General features: G+C 42.1%; 16 protein-coding genes. 6 read left to right on the plus strand and 10 right to left on the minus strand.

From position 1 onward, the window contains the following. Positions 1–7 precede the first annotated feature (7 nt). From recG to B9Y69_RS14065, 7 genes are all read right to left on the minus strand, one after another. Complete coding sequence (gene recG, locus B9Y69_RS14040) at positions 8–2113, minus strand: ATP-dependent DNA helicase RecG (RefSeq protein ID WP_085473606.1); 2106 nt, start codon at positions 2111–2113, stop codon at positions 8–10. A 38-nt stretch (positions 2114–2151) separates the two neighbouring features. Further along, on the minus strand, positions 2152–2841 hold the full coding sequence (locus tag B9Y69_RS14045; protein ID WP_085473607.1) for a hypothetical protein: 690 nt from the start codon (positions 2839–2841) through the stop codon (positions 2152–2154). 85 nt (positions 2842–2926) lie between these two features. Beyond that, a complete protein-coding gene (locus tag B9Y69_RS14050) occupies positions 2927–3850 on the minus strand; it encodes an EamA family transporter (RefSeq protein ID WP_085473608.1) in 924 nt (307 codons plus the stop codon). A 3-nt stretch (positions 3851–3853) separates the two neighbouring features. Continuing rightward, positions 3854–4240, minus strand: coding sequence for a RidA family protein (locus B9Y69_RS14055; protein ID WP_085473609.1), 387 nt, complete (start codon positions 4238–4240; stop codon positions 3854–3856). A gap of 5 nt (positions 4241–4245) precedes the next feature. Then, a complete protein-coding gene (locus B9Y69_RS19375; RefSeq protein WP_262507880.1) occupies positions 4246–4380 on the minus strand; it encodes a hypothetical protein in 135 nt (44 codons plus the stop codon). Between the two features lie 49 nt (positions 4381–4429). Next, on the minus strand, positions 4430–5047 hold the full coding sequence (locus B9Y69_RS14060; RefSeq protein WP_085473610.1) for a hypothetical protein: 618 nt from the start codon (positions 5045–5047) through the stop codon (positions 4430–4432). Continuing rightward, positions 5035–5553: an RNA polymerase sigma factor gene (locus tag B9Y69_RS14065; protein WP_085473611.1), complete on the minus strand. Its 519-nt coding sequence runs from the start codon at positions 5551–5553 to the stop codon at positions 5035–5037. Before B9Y69_RS14065 ends, B9Y69_RS14060 begins: the two co-directional genes overlap by 13 nt. A 69-nt stretch (positions 5554–5622) precedes the next feature. Here B9Y69_RS14065 and radA point away from each other — a divergent pair, with 69 nt between their 5' ends. Further along, complete coding sequence (radA, locus tag B9Y69_RS14070; protein WP_085473612.1) at positions 5623–7008, plus strand: DNA repair protein RadA; 1386 nt, start codon at positions 5623–5625, stop codon at positions 7006–7008. Between the two features lie 128 nt (positions 7009–7136). Here the strand turns inward: radA and B9Y69_RS14075 are convergent, their stop codons facing one another. After that, on the minus strand, positions 7137–7811 hold the full coding sequence (locus B9Y69_RS14075) for a TlpA family protein disulfide reductase (RefSeq protein ID WP_085473613.1): 675 nt from the start codon (positions 7809–7811) through the stop codon (positions 7137–7139). 420 nt (positions 7812–8231) lie between these two features. On the opposite strand from B9Y69_RS14075, the gene nagB reads away from it, so the two are divergent. Continuing rightward, a complete protein-coding gene (nagB, locus tag B9Y69_RS14080; RefSeq protein WP_085473614.1) occupies positions 8232–10157 on the plus strand; it encodes a glucosamine-6-phosphate deaminase in 1926 nt (641 codons plus the stop codon). Positions 10158–10210: 53 nt separating this feature from the next. On the opposite strand, the gene B9Y69_RS14085 is transcribed toward nagB, so the two are convergent. Further along, positions 10211–11104 (minus strand): helix-turn-helix transcriptional regulator, encoded by an 894-nt coding sequence (locus B9Y69_RS14085; RefSeq protein ID WP_085473615.1) that lies wholly within the window; start codon positions 11102–11104, stop codon positions 10211–10213. 252 nt (positions 11105–11356) lie between these two features. On the opposite strand from B9Y69_RS14085, the gene B9Y69_RS14090 reads away from it, so the two are divergent. The 3 genes from B9Y69_RS14090 (at position 11357) to B9Y69_RS14100 (ending at position 17465) form a co-directional block, all read left to right on the plus strand. Further along, positions 11357–14410, plus strand: a complete 3054-nt coding sequence (locus B9Y69_RS14090; RefSeq protein WP_085473616.1) for a SusC/RagA family TonB-linked outer membrane protein — start codon at positions 11357–11359, stop codon at positions 14408–14410. An 11-nt stretch (positions 14411–14421) separates the two neighbouring features. Beyond that, the gene (locus tag B9Y69_RS14095; protein WP_085473617.1) at positions 14422–15933 is read left to right on the plus strand and encodes a SusD/RagB family nutrient-binding outer membrane lipoprotein; all 1512 of its coding nucleotides are present in this window, start codon (positions 14422–14424) and stop codon (positions 15931–15933) included. Between the two features lie 101 nt (positions 15934–16034). Further along, complete coding sequence (locus tag B9Y69_RS14100) at positions 16035–17465, plus strand: PepSY-associated TM helix domain-containing protein (RefSeq protein ID WP_085473618.1); 1431 nt, start codon at positions 16035–16037, stop codon at positions 17463–17465. 39 nt (positions 17466–17504) lie between these two features. Here B9Y69_RS14100 and lipB read toward each other — a convergent pair whose 3' ends face one another. Then, positions 17505–18200 carry a lipoyl(octanoyl) transferase LipB gene (lipB, locus tag B9Y69_RS14105; RefSeq protein ID WP_085473619.1) on the minus strand — a complete coding sequence of 232 codons (696 nt, stop codon included), beginning with the start codon at positions 18198–18200 and terminating at the stop codon, positions 17505–17507. 267 nt (positions 18201–18467) lie between these two features. On the opposite strand from lipB, the gene B9Y69_RS14110 reads away from it, so the two are divergent. Next, the gene (locus B9Y69_RS14110) at positions 18468–20138 is read left to right on the plus strand and encodes a glutamine--tRNA ligase/YqeY domain fusion protein (RefSeq protein ID WP_085473620.1); all 1671 of its coding nucleotides are present in this window, start codon (positions 18468–18470) and stop codon (positions 20136–20138) included. Positions 20139–20164: the final 26 nt, after the last annotated feature.

Raw genomic sequence — 20164 nt, forward strand, 5'->3', positions numbered from 1 at the left:
TCTTTCATTAGGATATCTTATCCCAGGAAATCCCCGGCGTGCGCTGCATCAAGAATTGTCTTAAGAGGCTGTTTTTGTCGAGCGCGAGTTGGGGGTCTTCTTTAAATAGGGTGATAACACTATTTCGTGCTGTTGTTAAAATGGCTTGGTCGGATGCGAGGTTTGCAATCTTCATATCAAGGACACCAGACTGTTGCGTGCCGGAGATATCCCCTGGGCCACGCAGCTGCAAGTCGACTTCTGCAATTTCAAAGCCATCGCTGGTCCGCACCATTGTTTCTAAGCGGGTGCGACCTTCCTTGCTCAGCTTATTACTAGACATCAGAATACAGTACGATTGTTCGGCTCCCCGACCGACACGTCCCCGAAGCTGGTGCAGCTGTGATAAGCCAAAACGTTCCGCATTTTCAATAATCATAACGGAGGCATTTGGGACGTTGACCCCAACCTCAATAACAGTGGTCGCCACCATAATTTGTGTCTCACCTTTGATGAAGCGTTGCATTTCAAAATCTTTCTCTTTGACCGACATTTTACCATGTACGATGCTAATTCGGTAGTTTGGTAGCGGGAATTCACGCTGTAGGTTTTCTAAGCCTGCTTCGAGATAAAGGAGGTCCATTTTTTCACTTTCTTTGATGAGCGGATATACGACGTATATCTGCCTGCCTTTGGCGATCTCGTCGCGCATAAATCCAAAAGCTCGAAGGCGTTGGTTTTCAAAAAAGTGAACTGTTTTTATTGGTTTACGGCCCGCAGGAAGCTCGTCGATTACCGAAATATCAAGGTCGCCGTACATGGTCATCGCCAGTGTGCGAGGGATGGGGGTGGCGGTCATGACCAGCATATGTGGAGGGATGACATTCTTACGCCAAAGTTTAGCGCGTTGTTCTACCCCAAAACGATGTTGCTCATCGATGACAACAAAACCAATGTTCTTGAATTTCACTTTGTCTTCGATTAATGCATGGGTACCGATAAGAATATCAAGCGTACCCTCTTCTAGTTCCTGATGGATAATACGGCGCTCTTTTGCGCCCGTGGATCCGGTCAGGAGTTTGACCCGGGCAATATCCTCGCCCAGTAGTTCACTAATGCCGGCAAAATGTTGTTGTGCCAATATCTCCGTTGGTGCCATCATGCAGGCTTGGTAGCCATTATCGATTGCGAGGAGCATGGCCATTAAGGCAACCACCGTTTTTCCAGACCCCACATCACCTTGAACCAGCCGGTTCATCTGTGCCCCCGTATTGGTGTCTAGTCGGATTTCTTTAATAACCCTTTTTTGTGCGTTGGTGAGCGGGAACGGTAGGCGCTCGTTGAAAAAAAGGTTGAATTTGTTGCCTACTTTGTCAAAACGATGCCCTTTATACTTGCTGGTATTTAATTGTTTGTTGTGCAGTAAGCGCAGCTGTATGAAAAATAGTTCTTCAAATTTTAAGCGTTGTATAGCCGCGTTGAGTTCATGTACATCCTGTGGGAAATGAATGGATAACATCGCTTTTTGGTAGCTTACAAGCTTATGTTGTGCTATGATATACAGGGGTAATGTTTCTTGTAACTGTTGGTATACGGCTTCCAGTGCGGTCTGTTGGAGGCGTTGTATTCCCTTACTTTCCAAACTAAATTTCTTCAATTTTTCTGTTGAAGAATAGACGGGTTGCATCGTTTGGTTGCCAATCTTTTTCTCTTGTGCCTGAAAGAGTTCCATTTCAGGGTGAGTGATCGAAAGTTGCCCATTAAAGACAGTAGGCTTACCATATGCAATATATGCAGCTCCTTCTTTCAAGCTCTTTTTCAACCAAGAAGCACCTTGGAACCAAACTAACTCCATACTGCCGGTATCATCTTTGAACTGCGCTACTAGGCGTTTGCCTCGTCTTTCACCAACCTCTTGGATATGCGTCAAACGGCCAATGACCTGTGCACCGACCATGTCGGCATGGAGATCTTTGATTTTATGAAACTTAGTGCGATCAATATACCGGAACGGATAGTATTGCAGGAGGTCTCCAATAGTGAAAATTTGCAACTCTTTTTTGAGTACATCGGCCTTTTGTGGGCCTACCCCTTTGAGGTATTCGATTGGAGTTATTGTCGTGAGATTAGCCATTCCTAAGAACGGCTAATCTACGAAAATTTGCCTAAAATTTATAGTTTTGCCATCTCTATAACCGGCTTGCCATCGACGCATTGTATCGATTTTATACTGCTTGCACAGGGAGGGATACCGGCACAGCCCACCTTCTCCAGTGTCATTTTTTGCTCCATAATACGGTTGTAAAGGTCTATTTTTTGTATAAACTCAACGGTTTTGATGGTCTTATGTATTGCTATTGCCTCTATGCAGCAGCCTGTTCGGATACCGTATACACTCCAGTCGTTCGCATTGGTGCAGGTCACGTCGTTATAGAACGCTTTAATCTCCGCAAGTCGTGTCGATAACTCCGAACGAGCTTCCTCCAGGGTGAGGTTCTGTGCAAAGATCAATGTTGGTTTGCCATTCTGGCACTGCTTTCTTACCGGAGGGTTCGGTGGTGCGAAAATATCATTTAGAATCCCTTCTCGACCGGCCGCCTTTCCAGCTTGTGTTTGAAGATATTCATACTCCTGCATTAATTTGCCATATTGTCCTTTGATCGAAGGGTGCAATAAAAGATAGTTATGACCGATTTGAACGGTTTCAAAATCATTTATTTCTGTACAATGAACGGACTGTGTCAATGCAACAATTTCCTTATATTTCTCGGAAGCAAGTTTAGACCAATGTTCGTACGATTTCTCTTCTTTGCTGCAACCGAGCAAAAAAAGAAAAAGGAGGTAAGGTAAAATTCTTTTCATTTTTAACATTTAGGGGTTTACGTAATTAGTTTTTAGTTACCTATCCCTAAACGAAAGAGATTTCTTTTTCGCTACAGCAGGAAATTTATTGTTCCTTTTTGGAGAAGAGTCTCTGTAGTACGTTTCCATTAAAGAGCATAATCGCAATTAGCAAAAGCGCATAGGCTATATATTTTCGCGGGTCGATCTCCTCTTTAAAGTAAAAAATGGCGATGAGAAATGCGATTATAGGGTTGATATACAATAGAATCCCAGTCGTACTAGAGGATATCTTGATGAGCGCGTACATACTTAGGAAGAGGGGGATAATGGTAAAAACCACCGCTATAATAACGATTACAACCCAGAAAAGTACGCTCTGCGGGATTTCATGTCCCTGAAACAGTAATATGGGTATAATAAACAAACTACAAAGCAGCAGCTGTACTGCTAGGAGGTTCAGTTTGTCAAATCCTTGGATTACACGCTGGATAATTAAATAAAATGTGTAAAGTGCGGCAATTGCGACGGACCAGAGGACCTGGGTCACTGACCCTGTTGCCAACAGGCATACACTGATAAATGCGATTGTTAAAGCGACCCATTTTTGCTTGGTAAGCTCTTCTTTTAAGATAAAGTAGGCCGCAAACGTAGTAATCAAAGGGCAGAGCATATAAGCAAAAGCTGCCGATTGGATACTGATATTATTGATTGCATAGATATAGGTAAACCAGTTTCCAAAAATAAAGATCGCCGCCATAAAGGTCAGTACCATAATCTTCTTGCGCTCCTTGGGAGGCATACTCCGCAGGCGTGCGATATCTTGACGTAACACGGGTCTTCGGAATAAGAAGATAAATGCCCATAGAATCACCAATGCCGATAAAATTCGGTAGTTCAGAATGTCATCAGCCGGCCAACCTTTGATGAGGCGAACAGGAATAGACATGAAGCCCCAGATCAAAGGCGCTAAAAAAGCCGCTAGAAAATAACTTCTGCGGCTTTCGGTTATCTCTTTTTTATTATCCACAGCTTAGTCTTTCCAAGCAATTACTGAAATTTCTACATTTACATTCTTCGGTAAAGTCTTGACTGCGACGCACTCGCGTGCGGGTTGGTTTGCCGTGAAATACTGTGCATATACTTCGTTTATAGCGGCAAAGTCACCCATATCGCTAATAAAGATGGTTGCTTTTACCACATCATTAAAGCTATAACCGGCATTGTCAAGAATGGCCTGTACATTTTTTAGGACTTGATGCGTCTCATCGACAACACCAGTTGTAATTAACTCCATGGTTTCTGGGATCAAAGGTATTTGCCCCGATACATATAGTGTATTTCCTGCTTTAATAGATTGGTTGTAAGGACCGATCGCTGCAGGAGCTTTGTCCGTATTTAATATTTGCTTCTGTGACATATGTTTTATTTCGAAAAGAATACTTTGTAAATAATAGCCAACAAAAAGATGGTAATCGCCATGATATTCATGATGCGCATGGCTTTTCGGTTGAACTGTGATGATTTAGAAAGTTCCGGTTTCTCTTCCTGTGGCTTCATAAAGCTAATGTACGATGCTTAATCCGTATTATCAATACTTACTATCTAATCAGGCTTCGATTTCTAAGCGCGTCAACTCCTCATAATTTACATCCAGCTTTTTGATTAAACGACGATACAGAATCTTGTAATAATATTTTACGATACGTACCATGAGTAGGTAAACCAATGTACTTGCAATGGTGAAAGTCACACTATAGAATAGAATTTCTCCCCAACCGTGCCGTTCTTCGATATAACTGTAAATCTTCTCTACGCAGACAATAAACATCGAAAAAAGAATACAGTATATATTAAATTTGATATACTTGTTTACTTGTTCCCTCGTGTTAAGAATGGTCTGGAGTAGACTTTTTGTATTCTTTGTGTTTTTGATTGTCTTATAATTTCTGAAAAAGAGGAAGATAAAATAACCTACAATAACGTAGAACACTACGGTATAGATGTTATTTATGAGGTGTAAAAGAGGCTTTTCGTTTATTTCTTCTATATTGATTAAGAAACCCAATGCGATTCCAACAAAGAGCTCAATGACACTGATAATGAAGATCCATTTCACCAACGATGAGGAGCTCTTATGAAGCATAGTACGTAATGATTCTTTATCGACTTTTGGAAAATTCTCATCCGTATTCCAGTGTTGTTTTAATAAATCTAACCCATCCATTCTGCTGTTCCTTTCTTATTTAGTATGTTTTTCAGTTTTGTTTTGATACGGTTCATCTTAACCCGGGCGTTGACTTCCGAAATTCCTAATGTTTCGGCAATTTCCACGTAATCTTTGTCCTCTAGATACATATATACCAACGCTTTTTCGATATCGGTGAGTTGCCGCACCGCAGTATAGAGAAAACGGAGTTGTTCTTCTTGCTGTGTGTCATAATCTTCGCATCGGATATTTAAGATATGGTTGTCCCATGGAACCATTTCAATCTTTCGTTTTTTGGTGCGAAATAAAGAGATTGCCGTGTTTAATGCAACACGGTAAGCCCAAGTGGAGAATTTCGCATCTCCCTTGAAGCTCGGATAGGCACGCCATAATTGAATCACCATCTCCTGAAATAGATCGTTGTGAGAATCCATATCCGCGGTGTATAGCTTACATATCTTATGTAGGATATTTTGATGCTGCTCGAGGAGTGTTACAAATTCTATTTCTAGTTCTTTGTTCATATAGGTTATAAGTCGAAGATAGGCATAAGATGTTACACTTTTTGTGCATGTTTTTACTAACTTCGTTCGATGGCTAAGTCTAAATCTTCTTTTTTTTGTCAACATTGCGGATACGAATCACCGAAATGGTTGGGGCAATGCCCTTCTTGTAAACAATGGAACGCTTTCGTGGAGGAAGTGGTGGAGAAAGGGAGCTCTAAGGTTCCCGAATGGCGAAGTAGCACGACGCAGGTTGCCGGGAAGAAGGCGAATAGGGCAGCTATCATCAATGAGATTGTTTATCAGGATGAGCAAAGGTTAGCGACGCCAGATCGCGAGTTTAATCGTGTGTTAGGCGGAGGAATCGTTCCGGGGTCATTGGTGCTGATCGGTGGTGAGCCTGGTATTGGAAAGTCGACCCTGATGTTGCAATTGGCACTTGGTATCCCTAAAGTAAAAACCTTATATATTTCCGGAGAGGAAAGTGAGCAGCAGATTAAGATGCGTGCCGAACGGTTATCACAACAGTCAACAGCCAATTGTTATATTCTGACGGAGACGTCTACACAAAATATTTTTAAGCAGATAGAGGTTGTTCAGCCTGATATTGTTGTCATTGATTCCATTCAGACCTTACATTCCTCGCAGATAGAGTCTGCGCCAGGGTCTGTTTCTCAGGTGCGAGAGTGTACTGCCGAGCTATTACGCTTTGCGAAAGAAACGAGTACACCTGTCTTTATTGTGGGACATATCACGAAGGATGGTTCGATTGCCGGACCGAAAGTTTTGGAGCATATGGTCGATACGGTTTTACAATTTGAAGGCGACCGTCATCATGTATATCGGATTTTAAGGGCGGTTAAAAACAGATTTGGTTCCTCTTCGGAGTTGGGTATTTATGAGATGCAGGGAGCCGGTTTGCGTGAGGTATCCAATCCATCGGAAATTATGCTGTCGCAGCGCGAAGAACCCGTTAGTGGGGTTGCTATTGCAGCGATGCTGGAAGGGGCACGCCCTCTCCTGATTGAGGTGCAGGCATTGGTTAGTACTTCCGCTTTTGGAAATGCACAACGTACATCGACCGGTTTTGATACCAAACGGCTGAGCATGTTGCTGGCGGTGTTGGAAAAACGATTTGGTTTTCGTTTGAGTGCACAGGATGTGTTTTTGAATATCGCAGGCGGACTTCGAGTCGAAGATCCGGCGATTGACTTGGCGGTTGTTGCGGCGATCATTTCCTCTCAACAAGATATTCCATTGCCGCCACAAGTTACCTTTGCGGGAGAGGTGGGCCTTTCCGGTGAAATTCGTGCTGTGAATCGTATCGAACAGCGAATTGCGGAGGCGGAGAAGCTTGGGTTCGATGGAATCTTTATTTCCAAATATAACACCAAAGGGCTCGACGCGAAAAAGTTTAATATTGCTATCCGTCCGATGGCAAAGTTAGAAGATCTGTTTAGCGCCTTGTTTGGGTGATGAGAGTTAGAGAGGTAGGGAGAGTAAAGTTTTGAAGAAGTTAGCGGACGAAAATCTTCGTGAAAAACAAAAGTAGAGACACAAACCCCGAAGGGCTCAGCGTAGCTAAGTTTTGTGTCTCCCCTTATTTACGGCAACAGCTCGCGTAATTTTTTCTTGAGATCTTCACCGTGTAAATTGCGGGCAATAATAACGCCTTGACGGTCGACCAATATATTCTGTGGAATAGCGCGAACGCCGTACAAGGTTCCTGCCGCATTCCCCCAACCCTGTAGGTCAGATACATGCTTCCAGGTCAGCTTATCATCTTGAATCCCTTTGATCCAGTCTTCTAATTTACGGTCAAAAGAAACGCCTAAAATCTCAAAGCCTTTATCTTTAAATTCCGCGTATGTGGCTACGAGGTTTGGGTTCTCTGCACGACATGGCGGGCACCAAGAAGCCCAAAAATCAACCAAGACATATTTCCCTTTTAGGTCCGTTAATGAAAAAGGTTCACCCTCCGGGGTAAGTTGTGTAATGGCAGGCGCTTTCTTTCCAACCGAAGCGCCTTCTAAGCGTTTCAGGTAGTAGTCGAATAACTGCCCATCTTTAGATTTGCGAACCGACTTGTCGAGCGTATTGAACAAGTCTCTCATTTCTTTATAATCCGGATAGTAACCACCTACCTTTTGGATGATTTTTAAGGTTTCGGCATCCTTTGGATTTGCTTTTACCTGTGCTATTAGTTCTTCCTTACTAATGGTTTGAGCAAAGAGGAAAAATGGAAGCGCTAAAAGGGCCGTTAGTATTATTTTTTTCATGATGTTTTCTTCGTGGGTATTTGTAATGTTTTAAAAATTTAATGCCTGTTTAAAAGATACGCTATATGGAGGTTCTCTTTATACATTTTGATCGTTGAACGCAGCTCATTCCTTTTGTATGTGTTGCGCCTTTCGAATGACCATCGGCGGATAATCAAATATAAAGATTAGAAAGGAAAGTTGTGTAGTCTATTGTTTTGGTAGATTATTTTTTTTGAATTATGACAAAAACATTTCAATATTCCACGTCGTTATATACTCAATAAAGGCTTTGATCCTCTGTGTAATAGACGTTCACAACCGATTGCAATGTTAAATATGCATTTTTTTGCATGATTTCGCATGATTTTTTCGGTTTACACTAGTTTTATTTTTAAATTTGTTACTCACGTTGTAAACATTATTAATATTTCTTACTAAATGGCAAGATTAAATTTACTAGAGGAGACACGTTTTGAGCGCGTACCGGTTAAGGTATATCCAAATCAAAACGTTGCCTCGGTTGATGTTGCTAATCGCATAGCTACCATCATTAAAGAAAAACAGGCAAAGGGTGAGACTGCAGTATTGGGATTGGCGACAGGAGCTACCCCGGTTAAAGTCTACAAGGAACTCGTGCGCCAGCACAAAGAAGAGGGACTAAGCTTTAAAAATGTTGTAACGTTCAACTTGGATGAATATTTTCCAATGAAGCCGGATGCTGATCAGAGCTACGTGACTTTCATGAAGAAAAATTTGTTCGACCATATCGATATTCCGAAAGAGAACATTAATATCCCTGATGGTACTTTGGCGGAGAGCGAAATTGCTGCTTTCTGTGAAGCGTACGAACAGAAAATTTCTAGTCTTGGTGGATTGGATATTCAGCTTTTAGGTATTGGTCGTACCGGGCACATCGGTTTTAACGAGCCAGGTTCAGCGCCAAATTCGGGAACGCGTTTGGTTATCTTAGATGACTTGACTCGTCGCGATGCTTCTCGTGATTTTGGAGGGAAAGAAAATGTACCGACAAAAGCGATTACGATGGGGGTAGGTACAATCTTCAAAGCGAAAGAGATTATCCTAATGGCATGGAATGAGAAGAAGGCTGATATCGTTAAAAAAGCGGTTGAAGGCGAAATTTCTTCGGAGATTCCTGCAACTTTCTTGCAGCTGTCTGATCATGTCGAATTTATTTTAGATGAGGATGCTGCTTCACAATTGACACGTTTTTATTTACCATGGTTAGCCCATGAGGTGACATGGACCGATACGTTGATTAAGAAAGCTGTTGTTTGGTTGTCTTTGAAATTGAATAAAGCGATTTTGAAATTGACAGATGACGATTACAATAACAACGGCATGGCGCAATTGGTTACTGAAAAAGGACCTGCGTATAATATCAATATTAAAATCTTTAATGAGCTGCAACGTACGATCACAGGATGGCCAGGTGGTAAGCCTGGGGTAGATGATACCAACCGCCCAGAAAGAGCGGAACCTGCGAAGAAAAATGTATTGTTGTTCTCGCCGCATCCGGATGACGATGTTATCTCTATGGGAGGTACGTTCATTCGTTTAGCTGATCAAGGGCATAATGTTCATGTGGCGTATCAAACATCAGGAAATACGGCAGTATGGGATGATGATGTATTACGTTACTTAGAATTTGTGCAAGATTTCGCTGTAGCTATTGATGATGATCAAGGGGTAACCAAGAAAATCTATGATGATGCACGTGCTTTCTTTGAGACGAAACAACCAAACCAAGTAGATCCTGAAATTATCCGTACGATCAAGGCTTTGATTCGTAAAGGAGAGGCTATTGCCGGGGCACGTTTCACAGGTTTGCCAGATGAAAATATCCACTTCCAAGATCTTCCTTTTTACGACCGAGGTAAATTTTCTAAAGAAGTTTCCTACGAAGATGATATCCAGCAAACGATCGAACTTTTACGTAAAGTAAAACCACATCAAGTATTTGCTGCCGGAGATTTCGCTGATCCACATGGAACGCACAAAGTATGTTTCGATATTCTTTTTGAAGCACTAAAGCGTTTGTCAAAAACAGATGAATGGACGAAAGACTGTTGGTTATGGTTATACCGCGGTGCATGGCATGAATATCCAATCCACGAGATTGAGATGGCTATCCCACTTTCGCCACAAGAGGTTAAGCGCAAGCGTTTAGCGATTTTCAAACACCAGTCGCAAAAAGATGTTCCTGTTTTCCCTGGAGATGATCCACGTGAATTCTGGGTGCGTGCTGAAGATCGTACAAGTGAAACGGCTGACCTGTACCACAGATTAGGCCTTGCAGACTACGAAGCAATCGAAGCTTTTGTACGTTGGAAATTTGATGCGTAATAAGTTCGCTTATGATAAAAAAGAAGGGTGCCAATTGGTACCCTTCTTTTTTATTATAAAATCTGTATTTGTTGAATAATAGTCTCAAACTCTGCCAACACATTGATGCCCTGGTGGAGAAGAAATGTATATTTCAACGAATTTGGGATAAAACCAAAATGCTTTTTAAATGCCGTGGTAAAATGTGTAGAATGTTTGTAACCCGTCATACGCGCGACATCGGAAACACGATACTGTCCTGTCAGGATTAACTCTTTGGCATATTCCATCTTCTTTTCCGTAATGTAGGTCATTACAGTCTTTCCTAGATATTCTTTAAAGTATTTCTTTAGATATTGCACATTCGTGCCCACAAGCTTTGCCAGTTCGGGTATGCTATAACTCTGGGAGAGATCCTCTTCGATGATTTGTTTTGCCAACATGATTTTGTCATAATGGCTTTTTAAAGCAATGATCTGATGATTTTCGTTTTCGACGGCCAAAGCCTCTGCTTGGCGCAATATAATTTCTAACAAGACGACTTCCTGTCGTAACTGATATAGATGATCTTGTTCTAAAGGGAGGCAAAGTTGGTCAAACAAAAGACGTAAACGATGATCACTTTTGGTGATATATCCATCTATAAACCTGGTTTTTTCTTGTTGATATTTTTCGTGAAAGATCGGGAGATTATCCGGTGAGAAGCGAATGATAATATAACTGTTCCCTTCATCTACACTGTTGAGATCGATGGATTCTCCGGCATTTATATAATGAATGGTATTACAGCCTCTTTCTAGAAGGTGATCTTGCTGATCTATTGAATAGGTGACCTCATTGGACTCTTCTCCTAAAATGATGTTCAGATAATGTGCTTCCTCCGCTAAATAACTCATATTATTCACGCCACGAACAATACGGTGTTGAAAACTGTAATTAGCAGAAGTAAAACGGGTATCTAAAAGCATTTTTATTTAGACTTATTCTAATTTTACAAACTTAGGTATTTTTCTAGATATTTCCATCAAATGCCAGGAGATAGCGCGAGGTTAGAATGAAATGCTTGGCCAATTATTATATTCCCAGAGGGATTATTTCCGAATCTTAAGTATATTTTTCTCGTCACGTCATCTTCTTGTTTAGATTAATTCTAATTTTGCCAACAATAGTTATTTAGACTATTTCTAAATATTTATTAATCTCAAAACACTTAAATATATATGAAGTTTGTACTGTACCGTATTTTTCTCTCCATTAGTTTTATATGTATAATAGGGCTTTCTTTTGGACAACAGCATATCGTTGTTAAAGGAAAAGTGATAGATCAAGAAACGGGCGTTCCATTGGAAGGGGCGTCTATTACGATCGTTGAAAACCCACGCTCAGGCTCCGCTGTTACTGGAAGTCAAGGTGGATTTTTGATGAAAGGCCATGTGGGTCAAACCATGCGTGTGAGTATGGTCGGGTACCATGCGAGTAGCCTTGCTTTAAGTCTCGATAATAAGGATCTACTTATTAAATTGGAACGCAATATTAATGCGCTTTCAGAGATTGTTGTTACGGGAGCCTTGGGAATTCGTCGTTCATCACGTGAGATGGGTACCTCAGCTCAGGCGGTTGACAACGAGGCGTTAAATCTGGGAAAGGTTGTAAATCCATTATTGGCGCTGTCAAGTAAAGTGGCAGGATTACGGATCAACGCGACAGATTTGACGACAGGTAAGACAGATCCCGGAATACAAATCAGGATGCGCGGCACGCGTTCTTTAAATAGAGGTAAGAACGATCCAATTTATGTAGTTGATGGGGTTCCATTGCCTGATATTACCCGCATTAATCCGAATGATATTGCGGAGATTACGGTCTTAAAAGGTGCGAACGCAGCAGCTCTATATGGCTCGGAGGGGGTGAATGGCGCAATTATGGTGACCACTAAAGGAGGTCGTTCTGACGCGGGAGAAGTTAATTTCTCGAATAGTACCACTTTTGCGAATGTCTATTTGTTGCCACCTGCTCAAACGCTGTATGGTCAAGGACAAAACGGAAAGTATAGCCCCGTGGCCAATGAATCTTGGGGAGATCTATTTGATGGTTCGGAACGCGACTTTGGATTGCCGATCAATGGTGTACAGCCGAGAAAGGTATATGCTGCGCCGAGTAAAGACAATCGGTTAGGTTTTTTCGATACCGGAATTACGATGCAAAATGACTTGTCATTCTCGGGCGGCGATGCGAAGAGTACTTATTTTATGTCGCTACAGGATGTGCGCATTAAAGGCGTTATTCCAGGGGATAAATCGAGCCGCACGGGAGCTCGTTTCAATGGTTCACGTAGCTTTAATAAGTTAACCACATCGTACAATGTAAACTATGTATTCTTTAAGAATAACACCACAAGTGATGGCCCTTGGTTGTCTGTATATACACAACCTGCTAACATCGATTATAAAGAAGCCCGTAATTGGGAAGACCCGACTTCACCAAACCACCCGTTGAACTGGTATACACCAACGGCACAGACACGGAATCCGATCTTTATGGCGGATAATAATAGAAATACATACGATCAGCATACGTTAAATTCGAAGGTAGAGTTTACGTATGATTTCGCCGATTGGTTTTCGGCGACAAATAGAACGGGTTATTACCTGCAAACACAGGATGGCCGTGTTACCAACAAGAAGCTTGTTTCCAATATTTCTACACGAAATATCAATGGAACTGTCAATGATACGGGCGGGACATTTAATCGATTGAACAATGACTTAATTTTGAACTTTCGTAAGGAGTTCGGAGATTTCTCGACCAAACTATTATTGGGGTATAATATCCGCATGGATAACCGCAAAGACATTGGTATCGGCGCAAATAACCTCCTGCTAGAGGATATCTTTAATCCCGGGTCCCGGACGGGTGAATTAAGCGGTACTGCTAAAATTACAAAATATCGTTCTATGTCGGGCTATGGTGAATTTACAGTGGGATATCGCAATTATTTGTTTTTGACTTTGGTAGGACGTAGCGATAAGGTTTCCACACTAGATCCACAGAACAACACCTATTTTACACCCGGCGTAAGCACGTCTTTCGTATTTACCGACGCGATTGCATCCTTGAAAGACTCAAATATTCTTAACTATGGGCGTATTTATGCATCCTATAACCGCACCGGGAATGTGACGCTAGATCCATATAGTCTAAACTTGACGTATAGCCAGACGAATGGCTTTCCGTATGGTGGATTATTTGGATTTCTACCAAACCTAACGGAAGCCAATCGACTGTTGAAACCTGAATTTGTCACTTCTTATGAAGTTGGGACACAATTAAGCTTCTTAAATAGTCGCTTAAATGCTGACATTGCTTATGCTTATTCTGATTCTGATGGACAGATTTTTACGGCTGGTATGTCGCGCGCTACGGGATACAATGCGACGCTTGTTAATGCCGGTCGTCTGGTAAATCAAACATTAGAAGTGATGCTGAACGGTACGGCTATTCGTAAACCGGACGTGGAGTTGAGTTTTGGGGTGAATTTTACCTATACCCATACACAGGCGAAAGACCTTTACGCGGGTGATAGTTTCCAGATTTTCCGCCAGGCATATGCGATTAAAGGAGAGCCTTACCCAACGTTGCAGATGAGCGACTTTTTGCGTCACAATGGACAAATTGTGCTGGACAAAAATGGTAATGTCCTGTTGGATGAGAAAGAACAATTACTGGGTACTATGGTGCCTCCTTATATGTTTGGTTTTAACACCAATTTCCGATATAAAGCTTTTAGCATTGGACTACAAATAGACTCGCGTCTGGGAAGCTGGATGTACTCTGAGGTGGTACCACGGATGTATGCGGCTGGAACGCATCCGGAGACGGTGAAATATGGCCGTGAACCATTTATTCTGCCGAACTCCATGGTGAAGTTAGACGATGGTTCTATCGTTGAAAATACAAGTGTCTACTCGAAGGGCGATAAAGACTGGTGGACAAAATATAGTAATGTTCAGACAATTACAGCGGCGAAAGCTGACTTTTTGAAATTACGTGAGCTTTACGTTGGATATACATTACCCGCAAAATTCTTAGCGAAGCAAAATTTCCTAAAGAAAGCAAGTGTTGGGGTGGTGGCGAATAACCTATTTATCATTCGACATTCGTCGAACGAGATTGGGGATCCGGAAGCACTTTATAACCAAACGGATGGCTATGCCAGCTTTAGACAGATTCCAACGTCACGATCTATCGGTTTTAATATTAACATGACTTTTTAAAGATTACGGAAATGATAAAAACACTATATAAGATAAGTTTATTGGCCTTGTTAGCGTGCACTACCGTGTCGTGTGATGATTTCTTTGATGTTAACGTTGACCCGAACTCACCGGTTGAAGAAACGTTAGAATTAAATGCGAAATTGCCTGCAGCGTTGGTTGTTTCGGCCAATTATGAGGCGACTATGTTGAATCAGATTGGTGGTCTGTGGGGAGGTTATTGGGGGACATCAAACGAAGGGATTAATGCTTTTTCTATACTGAAGATGTACAATGGTCCAGGTATCCGGGATACGCGGGATGGTATCCAATTATGGGAGTCCAACTACAACAATCTGCTTTACTACAATAAGATTTTAGATCAAGCGGTTGCTGAAGATGCACGCTTCTATATCGGTATTGCCAAGATTATGATGGCGTACCATTATTTTACATTGGTTGACTTTTATAATAATGTTCCTTTTGATGATGCGTTGCATGGTTCTGTGGTTCTGCACCCCAAATATGAGCCTGGTAAGGTCGTTTATGAGAAATCGATTAACCTAATCAATGAAGGAATTGAGGCGATTAAAGTTGCTTCATTGTTGCCAACCAATGATGATGTGCTATTTAAAGGGGATAAGGTGAAGTGGACACGCTTTGCCAACACATTGAAACTTCGGGCTTTGCTCGCTCAATCTGAGGTGCCCGGTCAAGCAGCGTATATCGCGCAGGAAATCAGTAAAATAAAAGCGGAGGGTTCTGGTTTTATTACAGAGGATGCGGTAGTGAATCCGGGTTACTTAAACACCGCGGCGAAGATGAATCCGTTTTATGAAACATATTATAGAAATAATGCGGGTGTTGCGGTGGCAAATCATACGAATATTCGTCCTACACAGCATTTAATTGCAAAATATAAAGAGTACAATGACCCGCGTTTGGCGCAAAATTTTGTGGAAGTAAAGGGTGATTTCAAAGGAGTGTTATTCGGAGAAAATACGATTAGCGATGCGTATGCAGCTGTCAATACCTCTGCTTTTAAAGGCCCGACAGAAAACGGAAATAAACCTGCTGGGTTTGTGAAAGCATTTAATCAGGCAACAGTTATTATTTCCTTAGCGGAAGCGCATTTTATGCTTGCGGAGGCTGCTGCCCGTGGTTGGGTGGATGGAACCGCAGAAACGCATTATAAAAATGCAATCCAGGCCTCATTTAACTATTTGTTCAATGTCACTAATTATGATATCTCTGCTTATATCGGGCAGGACAAAGTGAAGCTTGAGGTAGCACCGAATAAGATTGAACGTATTGTTACGCAAAAGTGGTTGGCATTAACAGGTATTAATAATATCCGTGCTTGGCATGACTTCAGACGATTGGGATATCCGTATTTCCCAAATTCGGCAACAGCAACGAGCCCGGATATTTATCCACTGCGCTTTATGTATCCGGAAACAGAAATGAATACCAACAGTGCGAATGTGCAGAAGGAAGGGGATAACGGCGTGTTGACGGCTCGTGTTTGGTGGGATGTGAAGTAGAAAAAGAGAATAAAAAATGAGCTGTAGGGTGTTAAGCTTTACAGCTCATTTATGGTATAAAACGAATTAACTATCTTTGATTTAAACTAAATAACAATTGCATGGCACAAAGCGGAACGTGGCCGAAGGTTCGGAAATTTTTTAACGATATCCATTTATGGGGCGGCCTTATATCAGGCCTTGTTGTTTTTGTAGTCTGTTTAACCGGTACCATTTATGTGTACAATACTGAAATTCGAGAAGCGTCATTGTCTTCTTATTATAAAGTAGCAGATAAAGGCGACCGCTTACCGGCAGACGTGCTGCTTGAAAAAACAGAACCCCATATAAAAGGTAAAGTTGTAGGAATAAAGATTCCCGCTGCTGCAGATGCTACGGTTGCGGTTCTTTTCAATAAGCCGGAGAAAGATAAAGGAGGGAAACCTGATGGAGCGAAAGATAAGGGAGAAGGGGTGAAAGAAGGAAATACATTGATGAAACGCGATGTGGTTCCCGTTGAAAAAGAAAAGCGTGGTCCGGAGGAAGGTGCTACGAAGCCAGCTAACGAGCAAGATGGTGCGACAAAAGGAGCCGGTAAGAAAGGGGAATCTGTAGGGAAAGCGCAGGGTGGAGGTCCACAAGGCGGCGGCGGGCGTCGTCGTTCAAATCAAATGATGGTTAATCCATATACAGGTGTCGCCATCGGTGATGCTTCCGAGGAGAAGAACAAAACGGCGTCTTTTATGCAAGTAATGTTTGGTTTGCATCGCTGGTTGTTGTTAAATGAAATTGAAGAGCCAATTTTTGAAGGCGTAGAAAATCGTAAACTAGGCTCCTGGATCACTGGCTCCGCGACGTTACTGTTTCTGGTGGGTGTGTTAAGTGGTTTGGTTATTTGGTTTCCACAGAAAATGCGTGCTTGGAAAAACGGCTTAACTGTAAAGTGGTCTGCAAATTGGAAGCGCATCAATCATGATCTCCATAATACATTGGGTCTGTATACCTGGATTTTTTTGTTTTTGATGTCTGTTACGGGGCCTTTCTGGTCGTTTGACTGGTATCGTGAGGGCTGGCAGAAAACATGGGGAACATATCAAAAACCAAGTGAAGGAAAAGAAGAAAAAGCAAAGCCGGAATCACAGGTCATTCTTGGTAAAACGGCAATGAATGTGGAAGAGACCCTCGCTGTGGTGAATAAAATTCTGCCATATAAAGGCGATGTGACGATCAACTTTGCGAAAGATAGCACCGGAACATTGACGGTAACAAAAAATAAGGTGGGCTTCTTTGCGCCATCGGCTGGAGATAAGCTGGTCTTGGATCAGTATTCGGGTGCCATTCTCGAGAAAGATATTTTTACAGAGAAAAGCTTACGTAATCGCATTGGGGCTTCGGTCAAAGCATTACATATTGGGGATGTCTATGGACCTTTTACTAAACTTCTTTATTTTATCAGTTGTCTTGTTGCCACTTCACTGCCTGTAACAGGCGTTTTGATTTGGGTCAATAAAATGAAAAAGAAGCCGAAAAGAGGAAAAGTTTCTCGCGCATAAAAAAAGGTCCTGCAGTATTAATTGCAGGACCTTTTTTTACTATATCTCCATGCCGAATAAGTCGGCGATATGTCGTTTTACTTTATCTTTCACTTCGTCCAGATCTAACTTTTGACCAAGCTCCTTTTCTAGCGAGGTTACCGCTTTATCTTCAATTCCACAAGGGATAATATTGCCGAAATACGCCAAGTTGGCGTTGACATTAAAGGCGAATCCATGCATGGTTACCCAGCGTGATGCGCGAACACCCATAGCGCAGATTTTACGTGCGTTTTCTTTGTCGGCGTCAATCCAAACACCTGTATAACCATCGTAACGGCCCGCAGCAATGCCATAGTCTGCACAAACCCGAATGATAGCTTCTTCCAAGGTACGTAGGTAGAGGTGGATATCCGTAAAAAAATTGTCGAGATCTAAGATTGGATAACCTACAATCTGGCCAGGACCGTGGTAGGTGATGTCGCCTCCGCGATTGATTTTATAGAAGGTGGCTTCTTTTTCTTTGAGCCCCTCTTCATCTAATAATAAATATTCTTCATGACCGCTTTTCCCCAATGTGTACACATGTGGGTGTTCCGTGAAGATAAGATAGTTCGGTGTGGGGTTTTGCTGATCGAGGGTTCTGTTTTCTTGCTTTAACGCTAGGGTTTTCGCAAAGATATCTTCTTGCCGATTCCAGGCGTCTTGGTAGTCAACCAATCCCCAGTCTATAAATTGAACCTTTTTATTTTGCATGATCTCTTCTTCTTTGTTGAAGACACAATATCTTATGTCTCTATTTTTGGGCTATTATGCCTGTTCAGATCGCCATTCTTCAGGTCGTTTCCTTTCCTGTAATGCGACGGACGATTTGCTGGGCTGTTAGAGGTAAGCTTTTACTCCAGCCTTTCCGCTCTAGCGCAAAAACAATACAAATTTAATGATTTCCACTCGAACGGAAGCACGTGATTAATTTTCTACGGGGGCGTGACACATATCACGTTAATTAATTAACTTTGTAAGATGTTAAATGAAGAAAAATCACTGAACTTTATTGAGGAGATTATCGAAAGCGATATTCAATCCGGGAAGCATGACGGCCGTGTTTTAACGCGTTTTCCGCCAGAGCCAAATGGTTATCTCCACATTGGTCATGCCAAGTCTATTTGCTTGAACTTCGGGCTAGGCTTAAAGTATAACGGCAAGACCAACCTGCGTTTTGATGACACAAACCCGGTGACGGAAGATACCGAGTATGTAGAAAGTATTAAACAGGATATCCAGTGGTTAGGTTTTCAATGGGCGGAGGAGCTTTATACTTCGGACTACTTTGAGACGCTTTATGGATACGCTGTGGAGCTGATCAAAAAGGGACTTGCTTATGTTGACGATAGCACGGCCGAGGAAATCGCTGCGGCAAAAGGCACGCCAACAGAACCCGGGGTACCAACCCCTTATCGGAGCCGCTCTATCGAAGAAAATTTAACGTTGTTCGAAGAGATGCGTAACGGGAAGTATAACGATGGAGAAAAGGTTTTACGGGCAAAGATTGATTTGGCCAGCCCGAATATGCACTTGCGCGACCCATTATTGTATCGTATAAAACATGCACATCACCACCGCACAGGTGATAAGTGGTGCATCTATCCGATGTATGATTTTGCACATGGGCAATCGGATTCCATTGAGAAAATTACGCACTCTATCTGTACCTTGGAGTTCATACCCCACCGTCCATTATACGATTGGTGTATTGATAAATTGGAAATATTCCCGTCAAAGCAATATGAGTTTGCGCGTTTAAACATGACATATACGGTGATGAGTAAACGCAAGCTGCTGCAATTGGTGAATGAAGGCTTTGTTGAAAGTTGGGATGATCCGCGGATGCCGACTATTTCGGGTTTACGTCGTCGTGGTTATACTCCGGCGTCTATTCGTAATTTCTGTGACCGTATTGGTGTGCAGAAACGCGAAAACATGATTGACATGAGTTTGTTGGAGTTCTGTATTCGTGAGGATTTAAACCAAACAGCTTGGCGAAGAATGGCAGTCTTGGATCCGATTAAACTTGTCATCACGAACTATCCTGAAGGACAAGTGGAGGAGCTGATCGGGGAAAATAATCCTGAAGTTGAAGGGGGTGAGGGAACGCGTGTTATTCCATTCTCGAAGGAGCTGTGGATTGAGCGTGATGACTTTATGGAAGATGCACCGAAGAAATTTTTCCGTTTAGGTCCGGGCTTATCTGTGCGATTAAAGCATGGCTATATCGTGACGTGTCATGACTTCGTGAAAGATGAGCATGGTCAGGTGACAGAAGTACATTGTACATATGTGCCAAATTCAAAGTCGGGTGAAGATACTTCAGGACTTAAAGTTAAAGGAACAATCCACTGGGTTTCGGTCGCGCATGCGAAGGAAGCTGAAGTGCGCCAATACGATCGCTTGTTCCACGATGAAAATCCAGCGGCAGCCGAGGATTTTAAAGCGTCAATCAACAATGATAGCTTACAAATCATTGAGAAAGCGTATGTGGAGCCTGATTTAATTCATGCCGTACCGGGTAAAGGTTATCAGTTTATTCGCTTAGGCTATTTTACCTTGGATACGAAATCCACGCCAGAACATGTTGTTTTCAACCGAACAGTGACTTTGAAAGACTCATGGGCTAAAGAAGTTAAGAAAGGCTAATTTATAGCAATTACTATAATAAAGTA

Origin of the sequence: Sphingobacterium psychroaquaticum (genome assembly GCF_900177625.1) — a bacterium.
Classification (GTDB): Bacteria; Bacteroidota; Bacteroidia; order Sphingobacteriales; family Sphingobacteriaceae; genus Sphingobacterium; species Sphingobacterium psychroaquaticum.